The following is a 19,583-nucleotide window of genomic DNA, read 5'->3' as shown; positions in this document are numbered from 1 at the left end:
CACCTAATTTACATTCAATGTAATTCCCCACTATTCTTTCAATAAACTGATGTTTTTGGATAATCAAAAACTTTTCTATGAGATAAATCTACTAAAATAGTTTATCTCACACCGCAAAATGAAAAAGGCTAAATGATTACTTTCTAATTAAATTAGCGCGGCGAAATCAAACCTTATAAAGGCCGAGGGACTCTTTTTCTTTATGTACAAGTGAACTTTTCTTAGTTTATCTCCCATTGCAAAGAGAAGTGGGCTATTTAACAATTCTTGATAGGATGCACCTAAACCTTATAACGTTTACGGGCATTCTTTTTGATTATCTTTAAAACATCAGTTTTATTATTGAAAGAGTTATAGTGGGACACCGGTTCGAGCCTTATGTCTCTCACCTTTGAAGCTTCAAAGGTGGAGTAAGGAAATCATTCCTAACTCCACCTAATTCACATTCAATGTGATTCCCCACTATCCTTTCAATAAACTGATGTTTTTTTGATAATCAAAAGGATTTCTATGAGATAAATTTACTAAAATAGTTTATCTCACACCGCGAAAAAGTTAAGGTAAATTAAAAAGTGCTAGGAATCCTAGCACTTTTTATCGTTTGCTTATTCTACTACAAGAAGTCCCGCTCCAATAATTCCATTGTCTCCCTTAATGGTGGATGCTTTTATATTTTCTAAAATATGTTTTTGTTCGTGATGCAAGAGAAGTCCCAATTCCTCTTTAATCAATTCAATAAAGTCTGGATTGTAATTTGAAACGCTACCCCCGAATACAATCACTTTTGGATCCAGAAGGCAAACCATTCCATGCAATGCACTAGCTAGCCCTTTTGCAGTCTCCTCAATGATTCTATTTGCCGCTTCTTCCCCAGATTTCCATTTTTCAAAAACATCTTTTGTAGTTAAGGCTACATCTTCATACAACTCTCTCCCCGTACGCTCAATAGCCACACCTGAACAAGCTCCCTCTAACGATTCTAAACATTCAAAGTACGGAACTTTTAAAAACCCAATTTCTCCTGAAAAACCTTCCCCGCGTAAAATCGTATTATTGATAATGTTAGTCGCTGCAATCCCTGTTGATACAGTGACATAACCAAACATGTCAGACGATTTTAAATGAAGTAATCGATATTCCGCATAGGCAGCCACTTTTACGTCATTGTCAATGCGTACTGGAATATCGCCGAATGTTTGTTTTAATCGTTCTACGACTGGAAAATTTGCCCAAGGAATATTATTTTGGAAAACAGCTACCCCATTTTCCACATCCACTTTCCCTGGCAAACCAACACCAATACCGTATGTATCTTGAATACGTAAATCATTTTCTTCGAGTACCTCTTGAATGAGTTGGACCACTCCCTGATACAAACTTTCTGCACTCTCAGTTTGGCTAGGTCTTTGAGAACGACTAACAATTTCTCCCTTCTCATTAATCAACGCAACAGCTACTTTTGTTCCCCCAATATCAACGCCAACTGCTACTTTCATCAAAACCCCTCCATTCATTTTGATTTCGTTTCTAAATTTATTTTACAATGAAATCTCCAAAAGCTCTTATCCTTTCTTGCGGTTTACTATAACTATTTTGCTCTCCTTCCAACATTTTGAAAAATGATAACCTGATTGATAGCCGTTTTGCTGTCTTTTTCTAACATTCTCTCCTTCTCTCTACTCCTCCCTCTTTTCTTCGCAAAAATTGTCTTATTTCACACCTAAGGATAAGGAACAGCGCTTATGTTAGAAAACTAATAATTGAATTGCATTGAAAAATGATAACCGAAGATAGCCGTTATAGTGGAATGAGTGATGGGAAAAAGCATCGAATGTGAATTAGAGGGAGTTGTGGATTCATCCACTACTCCCTCTTTGAAGCTTCGAAGACCGAGAGACCTTGGGCTCGAGGCGGTGCCTCATCACAAAATCCACTATATTCAAACGGCTATCAATCAGGTTATCATTTTTCAAACTCATTCATTAAATAGTAACTCTTTATAAAATAAGCGCTGTTTCTTATCCCTTCAACCTTCGGTAGAATCTCTCAATTTTTGCACAAAAAAAGGAGGGAAAGCAAATCTGCTTTCCCTCCGTAATTCCTAGGAATTATTTATTTTTTAAGTTGTAGAACGCTGATAGACCTTGGTAAACAGCTAAGTCACCTAATTGATCTTCGATACGTAATAATTGGTTGTATTTAGCAATACGGTCTGTACGGCTTAATGAACCAGTCTTGATTTGTCCAGCGTTTGTAGCAACTGCAATGTCAGCAATTGTTGAATCTTCAGTTTCACCAGAACGGTGTGAAACAACTGCAGTGTAACCAGCTTTTTGAGCCATTTCAATTGCGTTGAATGTTTCAGTTAAAGTACCGATTTGGTTTACTTTGATTAAGATTGAGTTTGCAATACCTTTTTCGATACCACGAGATAAGATTTCAGTGTTAGTTACAAATAAGTCGTCACCAACTAATTGAACTTTACCGCCTAAGCGTTCAGTTAATAATTTCCATCCATCCCAGTCGTTTTCGTCACAGCCGTCTTCGATTGTGATGATTGGGTATTTTTCAACTAATTCAGCTAAGTATTCTACTTGTTCAGCAGGAGTACGTTTAGCACCTTTTTCACCTTCGAAGATTGTGTAATCATATACGCCATCTTTGAAGAATTCTGATGAAGCACAGTCAAATCCTAAGAATACATCTTTACCAGGTTCTAGACCTACTTTTTTGATTGCAGCTAAGATTGTTTCTACAGCATCTTCAGTTCCTTCGAATGTTGGAGCGAAACCACCTTCGTCACCTACAGCAGTTACTAAACCACGGTCGTGTAAGATAGCTTTCAATGCGTGGAATACTTCAGCACCCCAACGTAAAGCTTCTTTGAATGTTGGCGCACCAACTGGTAAAATCATGAACTCTTGGAATGCGATTGGAGCATCTGAGTGAGATCCACCGTTAACGATGTTCATCATTGGTGTTGGTAATACTTTAGTGTTGAATCCGCCTAAGTATTGGTATAAAGGTTGATCTAAGTAGTCAGCAGCTGCGCGTGCTACAGCGATAGATACGCCTAAGATTGCGTTAGCTCCTAATTTACCTTTGTTTGGAGTACCATCTAATTCGATCATTAATTTGTCGATCGCCATTTGCTCACGAACATCATAACCTAAGATAGCTTCAGCGATAATGTTGTTCACATTGTCAACTGCTTTTTGAACTCCTTTTCCTAAGTAACGAGATTTGTCGCCATCACGTAATTCAACTGCTTCGTATTCACCAGTTGAAGCTCCTGAAGGAACCATACCGCGTCCGAACGCTCCACTTTCTGTGTAAACTTCAACTTCGATTGTTGGGTTTCCACGTGAGTCTAGTACTTCTCTTGCTAATACATCTGTAATAAATGGCATGATTTATTAACTCCTTTAAATTTTATTTTGTACGTTATTATTTTAATCGAAAACCTATAGACTTTCAAGAATTCCTAAGGTTTTCTTTATTTTTCGATCAATGTTTCACCAGTCATTTCTGCTGGTTTTTCAACATTTAAAAGATCAAGCATTGTTGGAGCAACGTCTGCTAAACGTCCACCCTCACGCAATGTAACACCTTTCTTCGTAACAATCACTGGTACTGGCACTGTTGTATGTGCAGTATGTGGTGTTCCTTCTGGTGTAATCATAGTTTCTGAGTTACCGTGGTCTGCAAAGATAATTGCGCTACCGCCTTTTTCAAGGATAGCATCCACGACTTTACCTAAGTTTTCGTCCACTGCTTCAATCGCTTTGATAGTTGGTTCTAACATTCCAGAGTGTCCTACCATGTCAGGGTTAGCGAAGTTTAAGATGATAGCATCATTTTCATCATTGATGATTGAGTTGTATAATGCATCTCCTACTTCGTAAGCACTCATTTCTGGTTTCAAGTCGTAAGTTGCAACCTTTGGAGAAGGAATTAAAATACGGTTTTCGCCAGGGAATTCTTCGTTACGTCCACCATTCATGAAGAATGTTACGTGTGGATATTTTTCTGTTTCAGCAATACGTAATTGTGCAAGACCTGCTTTAGATAACACTTCACCAAGAACGTTTGTCATTGGGATTGGTGGGAATGCTACTTCTGCATCCACGCTTGGGTTATATAAAGTCATTGTCACAAATTTAACGTTTGTAGCACGTGTACCACGGTCAAAGTTTGTCCACTCTTTATCAGTGAATGCATTTGATAATTGGATTGCACGGTCAGGACGGAAGTTGAAGAAGATGATTGCATCATTGTCTTCTACTTTTGCCACTGGTTTTCCATCTTTAACGATTACTGATGGAATAACGAATTCATCTGTAACATCTTTAGCATAGCTATCTTCGATAACAGCTTGTGCGCTTTCGAATTGTGGCCCTTCGCTATGAGCGATAGCATCATAAGCTAATTTCACACGTTCCCAACGTTTGTCACGGTCCATTGCATAGTAACGACCTGACACTGTTGCGATTTCACCAACGCCTACTTCAGCTAATTTGTCTTCTAAAGTTTTGATGTAAGAAGGACCAGCTTTAGGATCTACGTCACGTCCATCCATGAATGCATGAATGTACACTTTGTCGATTCCTTTTGCTTTAGCTGTTTCCACTAATGCTAATAAATGGTTGATGTGGCTGTGTACCCCACCATCAGATAATAATCCGAATAAGTGTAATGCAGAGCCATTTTCTTTTACGTGGTTAAACGCACCGTTTAATGCTGGGTTTGATTCGAATTCACCATCTAAAATCGCTTTGTCGATACGAGTTAAGCTTTGGTAAACGATACGACCAGCACCGATGTTTGTATGACCTACTTCTGAGTTCCCCATTTGGCCATCTGGTAGACCTACATCTAATCCAGAAGCTTTTAATGTTGTATGAGGGAATTCGTTATAATAACGATCAAAATTTGGTTTTTTTGCTTGTGCAACGGCATTACCTTCAACTTCTGGTCTCCATCCGAAACCATCTAAGATAATGATTGCAACTGGTGATTTTGCCATTATTTTACTGCCTCCAATAATGCTAAGAATGAATCTGGTTGTAAGCTTGCTCCACCTACAAGAGCTCCGTCCACATCTGGACAAGCCATGTATTCAGCAATGTTTTCTGGTTTTACAGATCCACCGTATTGCACGCGAACTTTGTCAGCAACTTCTTGACCGAAGTCACGAGCTACAACGTCACGAACAACTTTACACATTTTTTGAGCGTCATCTTGAGATGCTGATTTACCAGTTCCGATAGCCCAGATTGGTTCATAAGCAATCACTAATGATGATACTTGCTCGTTTGATAAACCTTTCAATGCTGCAGAAACTTGTCCGCCTACGAATTCAGAAGCTTTTCCTGCTTCGTATGTTTCTAAAGTTTCACCACAACAAATGATTGGTGTTAAGCCGTTTCTGAAAATAGCATGTGCTTTTTTGTTGATATCTTCGTCAGTTTCATGGAAATATTCACGACGTTCTGAGTGGCCGATAACTACGTAGTGCACGCCCATTTCAGCTAATACTTTAGGTGAAGTTTCACCAGTGAAAGCACCAGCATCTTCGAAGTAGCAGTTTTCAGCAGCTACTTTTAATTCTGATCCTTTCGCATATTCTAATAAAGTAACTAAGTTAACTGCAGGAGCAGCAATAGCACTTTCTACGCGTCCGCCTGAAGGTAATTTACCAACAACAGCTTCCACAAAAGCTTGAGTTTCTTTTGGGTTTTTGTTCATTTTCCAGTTTCCGGCAATAATTGGTTTACGCATATACACAACATCTCCTTCTTAATAGTTAAAATTATTTATCACTGATAGCAGCAACACCTGGTAGTTCTTTACCTTCTAGATATTCTAGAGAAGCTCCACCACCTGTTGAAATGTGAGTGAATTTGTCAGCGTATCCTAGTGAGATTGCAGCTGCTGCTGAGTCCCCACCACCGATGATTGTAGTTGCGCCTTCAAGGTTCGCAATCGCTTCACATACACCGATTGTTCCTTTAGCAAAGTTTGGTAATTCGAATACACCCATTGGTCCATTCCATACAACAGTTTTTGCATCTTTTAAGTAGCTTGCAAATAATTCAACTGTCTTAGGTCCGATATCTAACCCTTCTTGATCTGCTGGAATCGCATCTGAAGCAACGATAGTAGCTACAGCATCATTAGAGAATTCTTTAGCAACAACGTTATCGATTGGTAACACTAATTTGTCGCCAGCTTTTTCCATAATTTCTTTTGCTAATTCAACGCGGTCTAATTCTAATAATGAAAGACCTACTTCACGTCCCATTGCTTTGAAGAATGTGTAAGCCATTCCTCCACCAATAAGAACTTTATCCGCTTTGTCTAATAAGCTGTTGATAACCCCAATCTTGTCTGAAACTTTTGCTCCACCTAAGATTGCTACGAATGGACGTTCTGGGTTATCTACTGCGCCACCGATGAACTTGATTTCTTTTTCCATCAAGAATCCAGCAGCTGATTCTAATTGGCTAGCAATACCTACGTTCGAAGCATGTGCACGGTGAGCTGTACCGAATGCATCGTTAACGAATAAGTCGCCTAAAGAAGCCCAATATTTACCTAATTCAGGGTCGTTTTTAGATTCTTTCTTGCCATCTAAATCTTCGAAACGAGTATTTTCGAATAATAAAACATCGCCTTCGTTAAGTGCATTAATAGCAGCTTCTAACTTTTCTCCACGAGTTTCTGGAACGAAAGTCACTGGTTTTTCTAATAACTCAGATAAACGTTCTGCAACTGGACGTAAGCTCAATTTAGCTTTGTCTTCTTCAGATTTCACTTTACCTAAGTGAGAGAATAAAATCACTTTCGCATTGTGGTCAATTAAGTATTTGATTGTTGGCAATGCTTGAACGATACGGTTATCGTCTGTAATCACGCCATCTTTCAAAGGTACGTTAAAGTCCACACGAACTAAAACTTTCTTGCCTTCAACTTGTAAGTCTGTAACGATTTTTTTAGCCATAAAATAGCCTCCTACATTTTTATTTGGAGCGAGTGCATTACTCACATTATGAAAACAGGGCGAGGAAGCGAATGCTTCCATCGCCCTGAGAAAATAGATACGATTAGCTAAATCTATAGTTTAAATTATAGTTTTGCAAAGTATTGTAAAGTACGAACTAATTGTGCAGTGTATGACATTTCGTTATCGTACCAAGCAACAGTTTTAACTAATTGTTTGTCGCCTACAGTCATTACTTTAGTTTGAGTTGCATCGAATAATGAACCATAAGTGATACCTACGATATCAGAAGAAACGATTGGATCTTCAGTGTAACCGTAAGATTCATTTGCTAATTCTTTCATAGCTGCGTTGATTTCTTCAGCAGTAACTGGTTTTTCTAAAACTGTTACTAATTCAGTTAATGAACCTGTTGGAACAGGAACACGTTGTGCAGCTCCGTCTAATTTTCCGTTTAATTCTGGGATTACTAATCCGATAGCTTTAGCAGCACCTGTTGTATTAGGAACGATGTTTACTGCTGCAGCACGAGCACGACGTAAGTCACCTTTTGCGTGAGGTGCGTCTAATGTGTTTTGGTCACCAGTGTAACCGTGGATTGTTGTCATTAAACCTTCAACAATACCGAATTTATCGTTTAATGCTTTAGCCATTGGAGCTAAGCAGTTTGTAGTACATGAAGCACCAGAGATAACAGTTTCTTTACCTGTTAAAATGTTGTGGTTTGTGTTGAATACAACAGTAGGAACGTCATTTCCACCAGGAGCAGAGATAACAACGCGTTTAGCGCCACCTTTTAAGTGTAATTCAGCTTTTTCTTTAGAAGTGAAGAAACCAGTACATTCTAATACGATATCAACGCCTAGTTCACCCCATGGTAATTCTTCAGGATTACGGTTAGCAAGTACTTTAACTTCTTTACCGTTAACGCGGAAAGCACCATCTAACACTTCAACTTCACCGTTGAAACGTCCTTGAGTTGAATCATATTTTAACAAGTGAGCTAATTGCTTAGCGTCTGTTAAGTCATTGATTGCAACAACTTCTAATCCTTCCACATCTTGAATACGACGGAATGCTAAACGACCGATACGTCCGAAACCGTTAATACCAACTTTAACTGTCATATAGTTTTTCCTCCTAGGAATTTTTATTTTATTTTTTGCGGGTTGCCCCGTTCAAAACCAACTCTGATGTCTCCTTGTCAATCACAAACCAGGTGCGATCTACCGGAGCTAATTTGGCATATGCTTTTAAAGCAGCTGCCTTCTCTTCGCCTTCCACAACAGCAATCGAATGTGGAATCGTAGATAAATCACTAAGATGCAGCCCTACTCGTGGAATTTTTAACACCACATTTCCTTCTGCATCGAAGAAACAACCGAACGCTTCGCCAATTGCTTTCTTCTCTTTTAACGTAGCCATTTGTTCTTCCAAGAGGCCACGTCTCTCTCCCATAATAATAGCACTTCCAACGCTATATAACAAACACTCCGCCTTTTTCATGAGACCTATCGTCTTTGCGACGGAAGGTTCTTGCATTAAGGGCGTATAAGTTGCTTGTTGGACATGTTCTGGAACAAAGAGTGCTTCATGATGGGCACCGATTCCAGTTGCCATTTTTTCACTGACATTATTCGCCTGAATCAGCATCGATCCAAACATTCCCCCTCTTGCAGGAACAATTGTAAGGTCTCGGTTCACTGAAATCTCTTTTGTGAACCCTTCGCTGACTCGAACCATCGTTTGACCACCCGTGATGGCAATAATGGAAGTTCCAAGTGGTAAAAGCACATCCATAATCTCTTGTACCAACTCAGATGTTTTTGCCGAATCATCTACAACTTTTACATACTGAACGCCTAAGGTTTTAGCCACCTTATGCTCCACCAGACTCATCTGAATAAAGTTGTTCTTTAAATCATCCGAACGTTCTAATATAAACTCGCCAACTTCCGTAAGACGCATCCCTGATCCTTGCACTTCAATGAGGTCTAATTTCTTCATCGCCTCACATTCATTACGAAGTGTTCTCTCAGACATTTGAACCACTTTTGCAAGTGCCCTACGTCCAATGGGTTGATACGTTGCAATAGCTTGTAGGATACGAAACCGCGTTTGAAGTGCAATCCTGCTTTCTGGAACCAATAAATGAGATAGATTAAGATAATTCATCGAAACCTTCCTCCAATCGCTTCCTAATAGGGTCTAATTACGTCCCGCTATTTTTCTAGTACCTTTGAACGTCTATTGCTGAATACATGTATATTTTACCATAAAACAATAAAAATGCAACTATACGCACATTACAAATTGGTTAAGTTCTATGATGCGCAGGGACACATTTCGTCCCGATTTGCTTATTAATCTTTTCATGGCAGGTTTCTCCGTCGTCCATCACAAAAGAAATTTCTAAATGGGCTCCGACTTTTTGAGCTATCTTCTCCAAATATAAAATCGAGGGATTATGGTGTCCTGAAACTAACCGTGACAAATGTGCTGGTTTTATCCCAACCTTTTCTGCAAACTCGGTACGAGAGAGTCCGGACACAAGTCTCAACTCTGTAATCCTTGCTGCCATTTCTTTTAGAGTGAAATCTAAATCTAAGTCTTTTTCGTAGTTCTCCCAATCGAATGACAAGCCTGCTATCGAACGCTTCAGATTTTGATCCATTTTTTAAAGCCTCCTCTTTAGTATATACAACTGGAATGTTCAATTTAGTTTTCGTTTTATTCCCCCACATTTCGAGTATCGCAGGACTTAATCCTTCCTTATCCAACAGCTTAAGAGCAGCAAGCATTTTTATCTTCTCTTTATACGGTCTACTATCCACAAACTCTAACGTTCTTGGATCAATCTGATGTTCTATTTTCATATTTTCCCTCCCACTTAAACATTACCATATTTGGTAATTACCATATATGGTTACGTTGCTCTCTTCGTATACTTTTTTGCTCTCTTTTCAACAAAAAAGACTGGAAATCATTCCAGTCTTTTATACAAATCATATTTTATTTTTAACGATTTACGTCTACGTCTTTACGATTCATTAAAATCGCAAATCCACCTAAAACGGAAAGAGCACCTGCAATCGTAGTGAAAATAGTCGTAGAAGTTCCAGTTTTTGGAAGATCTCCTTCAGAAGTAGTCGTGGACTCTTTTGGCGTCACTGTTGTTTCTGTAGTAGCTCCTTCAGTCGTACTAGTTTCTGTTGTTGTTGATGAAGACGTTGGTTCTTCTGTTGTCGTAGATTCTGTTGTAGACTCCGTTGTCGTCATTGAAGACGTTGTAGATTCAGTCGTTGTCGTTGGTGATTCTGTTGTAGTAGTTGCAGTAGTCGTTGGCGCTTCTGTAGTCGTCGTTGTAGTTGTAGTAGTTGTAGTAGTAGTTTCTAATTTATTCACTACCTCTTTACGAACAACGCCACCTTCTGCATCCGCTACGTTCACTGTAATTTCTTCCTCAGAGAGAACATATCCGGCTGGAGCTTTTGTTTCTTTAATCGTGTATTTTGGTTTGATTAAACTATCAAATGTTACAACGCCGTTAGCATCTGAAGTTGCGGTTTTCACTAATGTTCCTTCATAGTATAATCCGAATTCCGCACCTTGTAGTTTTTCACCAGTGTCTGATTTTTTCGTTAATTCTACTTTGAAAATATTACTTCTTGCATTACCACCATCTTCTTGGTAAACAATTTGAGCATCTGCTACCGATTTCCAACCCGTCGAATCTTCCATCGTAGCGTTGTTATTTAAAAGCATTCCATTTGCTGGAGCGCCTAGTAAATCCACATCGTATTTTACATAGTAACCTCGGTTTGGATTAAATGGTTTCAAACTCAACGTGAACGACTTACCATCTGCTGAAAATTGCGGACTATAACTTGCCGTCACATCTTCTTGATATCCTAAACGAATAGAATTATCTGTTGTATCTGTATACCAAGTTCCAGACATCACTCTAAAGCTTGATTTATCAATTTTTGCATTTTCGTATTGAATCGTATCGCCAATCATTATATCTGTAAAATTAAGATAATTTTGGTTAACATATATAATATAATGTAACTTACTATTATCGTTTGGATCTTGCCAACCAGATTTAGCGAAATCTTGAGGTTCCATTCCGGCAATCCCAGTATAATTGACTACTCCTGAATACATTGGAGTGTGGTTTACGGTTACTGTTAAAGGAATTTGTTGTGCTGTTCGCGCTACATTGTGGTCGATACGAACCGTCATAGTGAAGTTTCCTGAGAAACTTGCACGCTGTGTAACATAGTTTGTAAAGGTTAATACAGCTTGTTTACTTGTAGAGTCAATAGTTGCATTCGCTACTACTTGTCCGTTCACATCACGAATTTCAAATGATTTTCCGACAAATATTACCTCTTCAGGCAATTGAATCGTTGCAGTATCTCCTGGCTGTACTTGACCATTATTAAATGCAAACTCTGCATTTAATCGAAAGTTCTCCCAAGAGCCAACGCCCTGTGTTAAAGGTTCTCCTTGGCTATTTTGTATATCTATTCTTGTAATCACATTATCCACAACCGCAGATTCTATTTTAGGTTGTTGAAATATTACAAAAAGAGCAACCAATAATGTCATTAAAAGAACAATTAACTTCTTGTTTTTAATCATTTTTATCCCCTTTCTCCTTACCTTTTTCACAGATAATACGCTAAAAATTCACATAGATCTCAGGTGAAAAAAGAAAATTCAATTTAGAATAAATCTATTATACACGAATTTATTTAAAATTTAAACCCTCATCAAACCAAACTTGCATAACTCCTTAAAATTAGGTACACTATTATTCGAATGTCGCCTTAGTGTAGTGGATATCACATAAGATTCCGGTTCTTATAACAGGGGTTCGACTCCCCTAGGCGGCTCTAAAATCATTGATTCAATAAAAAAGAAGCAGAAATTTCTGCTTCTTTTTTTATTTATCTATTATTTATTGAAAGCCTCTTTTTTTCTAAAGAAAAGAAGAGTTGTTGCTGAAAGAATTAGCATCATCGCTACCATAACAGTATTTCCAACAGATGTTCCAGTATTTGGCAACTCTGAGTCCTTTTGAGAATCTTCCTTCGAAGTGTCCTCAGAAGGGATTCCGTTGATGACGCCTGAATTACTTGTTGAGTTTTGAGTAGTGTTTAGACTATCCGTTCTAGACTCCGTCGTAGTAACTGTTGTTGAAACAGATGTTGTTGTCGGAGCTTCCGTCGTTGTAGGAGCTACTGTTGTCGTTGGCGCTACTGTTGTCGTCGGAGCTTCCGTTGTTGTAGGCGCTACTGTTGTCGTTGGTGCTTCCGTCGTCGTCGGTGCTTCCGTTGTTGTTGGCGCTACTGTTGTCGTCGGAGCTTCCGTTGTTGTTGGAGCTTCCGTTGTTGTAGGCGCTACTGTTGTCGTTGGCGCTACTGTTGTCGTCGGTGCTTCCGTTGTTGTTGGAGCTTCCGTTGTTGTAGGCGCTACTGTTGTTGTTGGTGCTTCCGTCGTTGTTGGAGCTTCCGTTGTTGTAGGCGCTACTGTTGTCGTTGGAGCTTCCGTTGTTGTTGGTGCTTCCGTTGTTGTAGGCGCTACTGTTGTCGTTGGTGCTTCCGTTGTTGTCGTTGTCGTAGTTGTCGTCGTAATTGGCTTATCTTTTAAGTTTAAAGACACCCCATCTTTTCCAAGAACCAAAGTATATGTTTTGTCATCGATCTCATATCCAGCAGGTGCTTTTTTCTCTTTAATCGTAAAAGTTTGACCAACATATTTTGCATCAAATGCTTTTGAAGTAGCAAGCCCTTTTTCATTCGTTGTTACTTCAAATTTTTCACCATCTGGATCTGTAATTTCATATACTGCACCAGCAACAGGGTTTAGTTTAAAGGTATCTACTTTTACAATTCGAATTTGATACGCAGTTGACGCAACAATCGTCCCTGAATACAAAGAAGTTGCTGTTGCTTCAAAAGCAGTTCTTGTAACATTACTTCTTTGTGTTAATAATGTTCCATCTTGTTTAGCAAGTGTAATAACATTTTTTACCTTCTCACCATTATTTGGTGTCGTAGTATCATAAGTTACATAATATTTTTGAGAACCATCTTTAAAAGTCACACTAAAATTCGTATAATTTTCATTCCAATTAACGGTATATTCGACCCCTTCTGTTAATAGAACCGAGTCTGTTTGAGTCGCAGATGTTCTATCTGTTAGAGAAGGAGAACTGTACACTTTTAACGATTCTGGAATATATTGAATAGCTGCAACACTTGGGTCATTTGGTAAGTCATCGTTTAATACCAAGTTAGGGCCGTAATCTTGTCCCCCCGTATTTACACGAACTCTCCATCTTGAAAGGAACTGACCAGAACTTACTGAACCAATTTCTTTTAGCTTATCAGAAGTCCAAGAAATTTTTTGGGCTGTGCCCCCATTTTTTGCGAAGTTTTCATACCCAACTGTTGGTCTTACTTGTTGTGTCGTTGTTGTATGGGTTTGTTCAAAAGTCTCTACTAACGACTTAGAATCTAATATTAATTTATGATTCGTAAGGTCTTTTTTGTATAAAAAGTTTAGAGAGAAATTTCCATTAACATCCTTAACGACGTTCGCACCCTTCGCTTTTAAGTACTCCTCTAGATTTTTAAGAGTAACCGTGATGGTACCCCCTTGTTCGTCTCCATTATCGTTAAACTTCAAATCCGCAATTGTCACATTAGTAGTAGGGTCGACTAATTCCATATCATTATTTCCGTATAATGATACAGGTGCAGGAATATTTATTTTAAAATTATCACCATTTGATAGATTCCCATTATATTTTGACAAATCAAAGGTCATTCTCAATCGATATCCTTGATTCGTTCTTAATTGATACACTCCATCTTTGTCAGGTTCTAATGTATTGTCTAATTGATCTAATAAAGTAACACCTGTCACGACTTTTTCAAGTTCTTTTACTTCAGAGGCAACGGATTGTTCATTTGCTAAAAAAAATTAATGAAAAGAGTGACATTACAGTAACCAATAAAATGAGCCATTTTTGTTTTTGTTTCATATTTACCTCCCCTTCTATAAATAAACATAATAATATAGAATAATATACAATTTTATTAGAGTGAAGTCTATTGATATTATCTCGCAAAAAAGAGGTAAGAAGAATTTTCTCTTACCTCTAATCATTTTGAAACTAGTTTCTGTCTACAGGCTTCTTATAATGAAGAAAAATCCCAGATATCCGTTGCTAAACCTTCATAAAATTCTGGCTCATGGCAAACCATTAAAATGCTTCCCTTATATTCTTGTAAGGCGCGTTTTAATTCCTCTTTTGCATCAACGTCCAAGTGGTTTGTCGGTTCGTCGAGTACGAGCACGTTTGACTCTTCATTCATTAACTTACAGAAGCGAACTTTTGCTTGTTCTCCCCCACTTAGTACTTGCACTTGACTCTCGATGTGCTTACTGGTTAATCCACAACGAGCGAGCGCCGCACGTACTTCTGGTTGTGTCATCGATGGGAAAGTATCCCAGATTTCTTCTAAGGCTGTTTTACGATTTCCTTTTGGTGTTTCTTGTTCGAAATACCCAAGGTCGATATAGTCCCCACGTGTTACTTTTCCATTCAATGGCTTAATAATTCCTAATAAACTCTTGAGTAGTGTCGTTTTCCCAATCCCATTTGCACCGACAATGGCAATCTTTTGGCCACGTTCCATTTCAAGATTCACATGTCCTGTTAGTGGACGATCGTATCCAATCACTAAATCTTCGGCTTGGAAGATGTAACGACCAGGAGCTCTAGAAGTCTTGAATTCGAATTTTGGTTTTGGCTTCTCGCTGGCTAATTCGATGACTTCCATCTTATCCAGTTTCTTCTGACGTGACATCGCCATATTACGTGTTGCCACGCGCGCCTTGTTCCGGTTTACGAAATCCTTCAAGTCCGCAATCTCTTTTTGCTGGCGGTTATACGCCGCTTCTAGTTGCGCTTTCTTCATCGCATACACTTCTTGGAACTGATCATAGTCCCCCACATAACGGTTCAGCTCTTGATTGTCCATATGGTAAATCAAGTTGACTACACTGTTTAAGAATGGAATATCATGCGAAATTAGAATAAATGCATTTTCGTATTCTTGTAAGTAACGTTTTAACCATTCGATATGTTCTGCGTCTAGGTAGTTTGTTGGCTCGTCAAGTAATAAAATATCTGGTTTTTCTAATAATAGTTTTGCCAGTAATACTTTCGTACGTTGACCACCACTGAGTTCACTCACGTCGCTATCCATCCCAAATGCTGCAACGCCTAATGCACGAGCTACTTCATCGATTTTCGCATCGAGAATATAGAAGTCGTGGCTATCTAGTCGCTCTTGCAACTCTCCCACTTCTTCGAGCATCGCGTTCATCTCGTCTTCATTTGCGTCTCCCATTGCCATATACAATTCATTGATACGCGCTTCTGCCACGAATAAATCGTCGAAGGCTTTTTGAAGGACACTGCGAACCGTCATGCCTGGTTCAAGGACCGTATGCTGGTCCAAGTATCCAACTTTCACATTTTTAGACCATTCAATTTTTCCTTCGTCGGGTTGTAATTGACCTGTCACGATATTCATGAAGGTTGATTTTCCTTCACCGTTTGCTCCAACGAGTCCGATGTGTTCCCCTTTTAATAGACGGAAGCTTACATCATTGAAGATGGCTCTTTCACCAAAGCCGTGTGTTAATTTTTCTACATTTAAAATACTCATCAACGTTCTCCTTAAGTTTTCTCTGGGTCATTGTATCATAGTTTGCGATAATTTCAAAAAGGCTCAAACAAATACGGAGCAAGAAACGAATTCCTACTCCGCATTTTTCTACTATTTAAATTGTGCTTTGTATAAAGCCGCATACGCACCGTTTTGTGCAAGTAATTCTTCATGAGTGCCGTCTTCTGTCAGTCCCTCTTCAGTGACAACAATAATACGGTCTGCATTTTTAATCGTAGCCAGACGGTGAGCGATAATAAACGTCGTTCTTCCTTTTGCTAACTCGTCAAAAGATTGTTGAATAAACTTCTCCGTTTGAGTATCGAGCGCACTTGTGGCCTCATCCAAGATTAAAATAGAAGGATTCTTCAAGAAAATACGGGCAATTGAGAGGCGTTGTTTTTGTCCACCGGATAACTTCACACCGTGTTCTCCAATATGCGTGTCTACTCCATCTTCTAAATCTTCGATGACTTCTTTTAGTTTTGCTTGCTCAATCGCACGGTCTACTTCTTCGTCCGTTGCATCGAGTCTTCCGTACAACACATTTTCGCGAATCGTTCCATTAAAGAGGAACACATCTTGTTGCACGATACCGATTTGACGGCGAAGCGATTGTAAGGTGAAACGATTGATGTTTGTTCCATCGACCAAGATTTCCCCTTCTTTTAAATCATAGAAACATGGAAGTAAGTTCACAAGCGTTGTCTTCCCAACCCCACTTGGTCCAACGAAGGCAACGGTTTGCCCTGGTTCGACCGTTAAATTGATATGTTCTAACACTTTCTTATCTTCTTCGTATCCGAATCCCACGTTTTTATATTCCACTCGTCCTTCAAACGGTGGAGCAGGAATGGCATCGGGTGCGTCTTCAATATCGATTTCGACATTCATTAATTCTTTGAAACGACGGAATCCCGCAAACCCTTTTGGATACAACTCAATCATGGAGTTCATCTTATTAATCGGTCCTACGAATACATTGGACAGTAAGATATAACCGACTAATTCTCCAGCTGTTAAATCGCCGATGACCGTGAAGTACGCCCCCACGATTAAGCTGAAGAGGTTAATACTACGCATTAATAAGTAGTTGAAACTACTGCTCGTTCCCATCGTGCGATAGAACGCAATTTTATTCGAACGATACTCTTGAATAAGTTCTTCGAAGAGTTGTTGCTCATGGCTTTCGTTGGCAAAAGCCTTCACCACTCGCATTCCGCTCAGTACATTTTCTAGACCAGCCGTATAGTTAGCTAATCCCTTGTAGATATTTCGATTAATACGAGACATGCGGCGGTTAAATACCGCAAGAGCCACTGCAATAATCGGTACGAAGAAAATCGTCAATAGTGCAAGCGTTGGATGCACTTGGTACATTAAGAAGAATGAAGCTATCAAGGTCATAATTGCAATAAAAAATTCTTCTGGGCCATGGTGAGCTAGTTCGCTAATATCGAATAAATCACTCGATAAGCGGCTCATCAATTCCCCGATTTTCATATTATCGAAAAACGAGAAGGATTGTTTTTGGACCTTCGCGAATAACTCACGGCGCATATCCGTTTCAATATTAATCCCTAAAATATGCCCCATGTACACGACAATAAAGTTCAAAGTTGTCGAGAAGGCATACAGCGCAAGTAATCCAGCTCCCACGAGTAGAATTTGTTGTAAATTTTGAGACGGTACAATCTTATCGATAACACTTCTCACCATTATTGGAAAGGCAAGCTCGAGAATGGCCACGATTACCGCACATGTAAAATCGAGTAAGAATAACTTCTTATAGGGTTTGTAATAATGAATAAAATCTTTAATCACGTTTTCTCTCCTTTCGCATAATGTAATGTACTCCAGTCTTTTGTCTTATAGACGATATGTCCATAAAGAACCGTTAACGCATTTGACAATAACATGGCAATCCATACACCGGTAGCCCCGAGTGCTGTAAAGGCTCCGAGCACCCAAATAATTGGGAGGCGCAAGATCCAAAGACGTCCAACTGACATGTTCATGGAGTATTTCGTCACGCCACATCCTTGGAAGAATCCGTTGTACGCTGAAAATAAGCCCATGAAGAAAATGATAAAGGCGGTATAGTTTAAATACTCAACGGCATTTGCCCAAAGAACAGCATCGCTTCTGTCTTTAATAAAGATTCCAAGAATAGGAGATTGGAAGAAGAAGACAACCACACAGCCAACTGTTGAAATCATCAGCACCCATAGTAATGCTCGTCTAAAGATGGCATGCGCACGGTCATAAAGTCCTGCCCCCATATTTTGTCCGATAATAGCTGTTAGCGCCGCCCCGATTCCCATCTGTGGTTGCGTCAGTAAATCCGAGATGCGGTTTACCATCGAGTACGCAGCAAGTACTGACGTTCCATAAGACTGAATCAATCCATTTAAAACCGTGAATCCTAATGCCGCTCCTCCATACCCAAATGCAGATGGCCATGCGACTTTGAGAATTTCTTTCATCACTTCTTTATCCACTTTGACGTGTTTCAAATAGATTTGAATTTCCGATTCCTTACGAACCGCACGAATGGCAAGCACTAGTAACAACACTTTAGCAATGACCGTTGCCCAACCAGCTCCTTCAATTCCCCAGTTTAACCCGGTAAGGCCTACAAAAGGAATTGTCGCAAAAATAAAGATAGGATCTAGAATTACATTTGAAATAGAAGAAGCCGCACTAATCATTGTAATCGTACGTGTTCTTCCTTGTGCATTTAGCAAGGATTGATAGCCAAAGTAGCAAAAATCAAAGAAAAGTCCAATGAAGTTAATTTTCAAATACGCTACGGATTTTGCTAAAAAAGTGCCCTCTGCCCCCATCCATTCCACGAATAGAGGTGCTAAGAAATAGCCTATCACGGATAACACGAATCCAAAGAAATACGTCAAAATCATCGCATTCCCCGCATAACGTTTAGCTTCTCTAAATTTTCCTGCTCCAAAGTATTGAGCAATCAGCGCGGTTGCCCCAACGCTTATCCCCATTCCAAGAGAAATAAATAAAAAATTCAACGGCCAAATAAACGCTGTTGCCGCAAAATCTTCTGCTGACAGTTGCGCCACATATAATCCATCCGTCAAATTGTATAAAGTCCGAATTAAATTGTTTATCATTAGCGGAGTCGCAATCGTTAAAATTACACGATTAATATGCCCCGTCGTTATAAAATTTTGTTTTTCCAAAATAATCACCTGTTCTAGTATACATGATATCCTTACCTGTGTGAACACATACCACGAACAATTCAACTTTTCTGCTTTTCTCTAAGAGTATAAAGGCTCGCTTTTGGGACATGGGATGTCTTCATAATAGCGGTAATAGGGCACCGGTTCGAGCCAAAGTCTCTCACCTCTAAAACTCAAAGCGGGAGTAAGGAACCCTTCCTAACTCCCGCTAATTCGCTTTTAGTGCCAGCCCCTATTACTACTATTATAGAATCCCATGTCCCTTCGCGAGCCTCTGTGCATTCTTATAAGGTAGAAAAAGTGTCCTGCTCTGTCTCCCTTCACCAGATTTGATGAATAAATAACTTCCTATTATTTTGCAAACAAAATTTTAAAGCACGTGATTTTAAAGAAACTAGAACAAAACCTTAAAGAAGCTCCTCATTCGTTTTTTAGCCCGTACGAAGCACACACAAACTTGCTTCCGTTCCCTCCGAGACAAAATTTCTAAACACGTTCTCAATGAAACAAAAAATAAGCAATTCAAAAGTTAAGCACTCCCTAACATTTTTATACAAGCAGGTCTGAAGAATCATTTGGTCCATAGTAGCGACAATAGCGAGTGTAATCGATGCG

General features: G+C 39.2%; 13 protein-coding genes and 1 tRNA gene. 1 reads left to right on the top strand and 13 read right to left on the bottom strand.

What is annotated here, in order from left to right; genetic code table 11:
* Window positions 1–605: 605 nt before the first annotated feature.
* The 9 genes from ADH99_RS02940 to ADH99_RS02900 form a co-directional block, all read right to left on the bottom strand.
* Complete coding sequence (locus ADH99_RS02940) at window positions 606–1,496, bottom strand: ROK family protein (protein WP_065427283.1); 891 nt, start codon at window positions 1,494–1,496, stop codon at window positions 606–608.
* A gap of 612 nt (window positions 1,497–2,108) precedes the next feature.
* Window positions 2,109–3,410 carry a phosphopyruvate hydratase gene (gene eno, locus ADH99_RS02935; RefSeq protein ID WP_049554534.1) on the bottom strand — a complete coding sequence of 434 codons (1,302 nt, stop codon included), beginning with the start codon at window positions 3,408–3,410 and terminating at the stop codon, window positions 2,109–2,111.
* A gap of 86 nt (window positions 3,411–3,496) precedes the next feature.
* On the bottom strand, window positions 3,497–5,026 hold the full coding sequence (gene gpmI / locus ADH99_RS02930) for a 2,3-bisphosphoglycerate-independent phosphoglycerate mutase (protein WP_049554533.1): 1,530 nt from the start codon (window positions 5,024–5,026) through the stop codon (window positions 3,497–3,499).
* Window positions 5,026–5,781, bottom strand: a complete 756-nt coding sequence (tpiA, locus tag ADH99_RS02925) for a triose-phosphate isomerase (RefSeq protein WP_049554532.1) — start codon at window positions 5,779–5,781, stop codon at window positions 5,026–5,028. Before tpiA ends, gpmI begins: the two co-directional genes overlap by 1 nt.
* Window positions 5,782–5,812: 31 nt before the next feature.
* Complete coding sequence (locus ADH99_RS02920) at window positions 5,813–7,003, bottom strand: phosphoglycerate kinase (protein WP_049554531.1); 1,191 nt, start codon at window positions 7,001–7,003, stop codon at window positions 5,813–5,815.
* Window positions 7,004–7,128: 125 nt separating this feature from the next.
* Complete coding sequence (gene gap, locus ADH99_RS02915; RefSeq protein WP_049554530.1) at window positions 7,129–8,130, bottom strand: type I glyceraldehyde-3-phosphate dehydrogenase; 1,002 nt, start codon at window positions 8,128–8,130, stop codon at window positions 7,129–7,131.
* A 28-nt stretch (window positions 8,131–8,158) separates the two neighbouring features.
* Complete coding sequence (locus tag ADH99_RS02910; protein ID WP_049554529.1) at window positions 8,159–9,178, bottom strand: sugar-binding domain-containing protein; 1,020 nt, start codon at window positions 9,176–9,178, stop codon at window positions 8,159–8,161.
* Between the two features lie 142 nt (window positions 9,179–9,320).
* Window positions 9,321–9,677 (bottom strand): helix-turn-helix domain-containing protein, encoded by a 357-nt coding sequence (locus tag ADH99_RS10225; RefSeq protein WP_082160223.1) that lies wholly within the window; start codon window positions 9,675–9,677, stop codon window positions 9,321–9,323.
* Window positions 9,678–10,021: 344 nt separating this feature from the next.
* Window positions 10,022–11,650, bottom strand: a complete 1,629-nt coding sequence (locus tag ADH99_RS02900) for an Ig-like domain-containing protein (RefSeq protein WP_049554527.1) — start codon at window positions 11,648–11,650, stop codon at window positions 10,022–10,024.
* A 182-nt stretch (window positions 11,651–11,832) separates the two neighbouring features.
* Here ADH99_RS02900 and ADH99_RS02895 point away from each other — a divergent pair.
* Window positions 11,833–11,904 (top strand) — tRNA-Arg (locus tag ADH99_RS02895).
* A gap of 61 nt (window positions 11,905–11,965) precedes the next feature.
* Here ADH99_RS02895 and ADH99_RS02890 read toward each other — a convergent pair.
* The 4 genes from ADH99_RS02890 to ADH99_RS02875 form a co-directional block, all read right to left on the bottom strand.
* Complete coding sequence (locus tag ADH99_RS02890; RefSeq protein WP_053091340.1) at window positions 11,966–13,942, bottom strand: SpaA isopeptide-forming pilin-related protein; 1,977 nt, start codon at window positions 13,940–13,942, stop codon at window positions 11,966–11,968.
* 272 nt (window positions 13,943–14,214) lie between these two features.
* Window positions 14,215–15,756: an ABC-F family ATP-binding cassette domain-containing protein gene (locus ADH99_RS02885; RefSeq protein ID WP_049554526.1), complete on the bottom strand. Its 1,542-nt coding sequence runs from the start codon at window positions 15,754–15,756 to the stop codon at window positions 14,215–14,217.
* Window positions 15,757–15,867: 111 nt separating this feature from the next.
* Window positions 15,868–17,580: an ABC transporter ATP-binding protein gene (locus tag ADH99_RS02880; RefSeq protein WP_049554525.1), complete on the bottom strand. Its 1,713-nt coding sequence runs from the start codon at window positions 17,578–17,580 to the stop codon at window positions 15,868–15,870.
* The gene (locus ADH99_RS02875; RefSeq protein ID WP_311199826.1) at window positions 17,577–18,974 is read right to left on the bottom strand and encodes an MATE family efflux transporter; all 1,398 of its coding nucleotides are present in this window, start codon (window positions 18,972–18,974) and stop codon (window positions 17,577–17,579) included. The genes ADH99_RS02880 and ADH99_RS02875 overlap by 4 nt, the downstream gene beginning before the upstream one ends.
* Window positions 18,975–19,583 lie beyond the last annotated feature (609 nt).

The organism is Granulicatella sp. 572.rep1_STHE, from assembly GCF_001073445.1.
Taxonomy (GTDB): Bacteria; Bacillota; Bacilli; order Lactobacillales; family Aerococcaceae; genus Granulicatella; species Granulicatella adiacens.
Note: the sequence above shows the minus strand (reverse complement) of the source record. Positions and strands in the feature narration are given on the sequence as shown.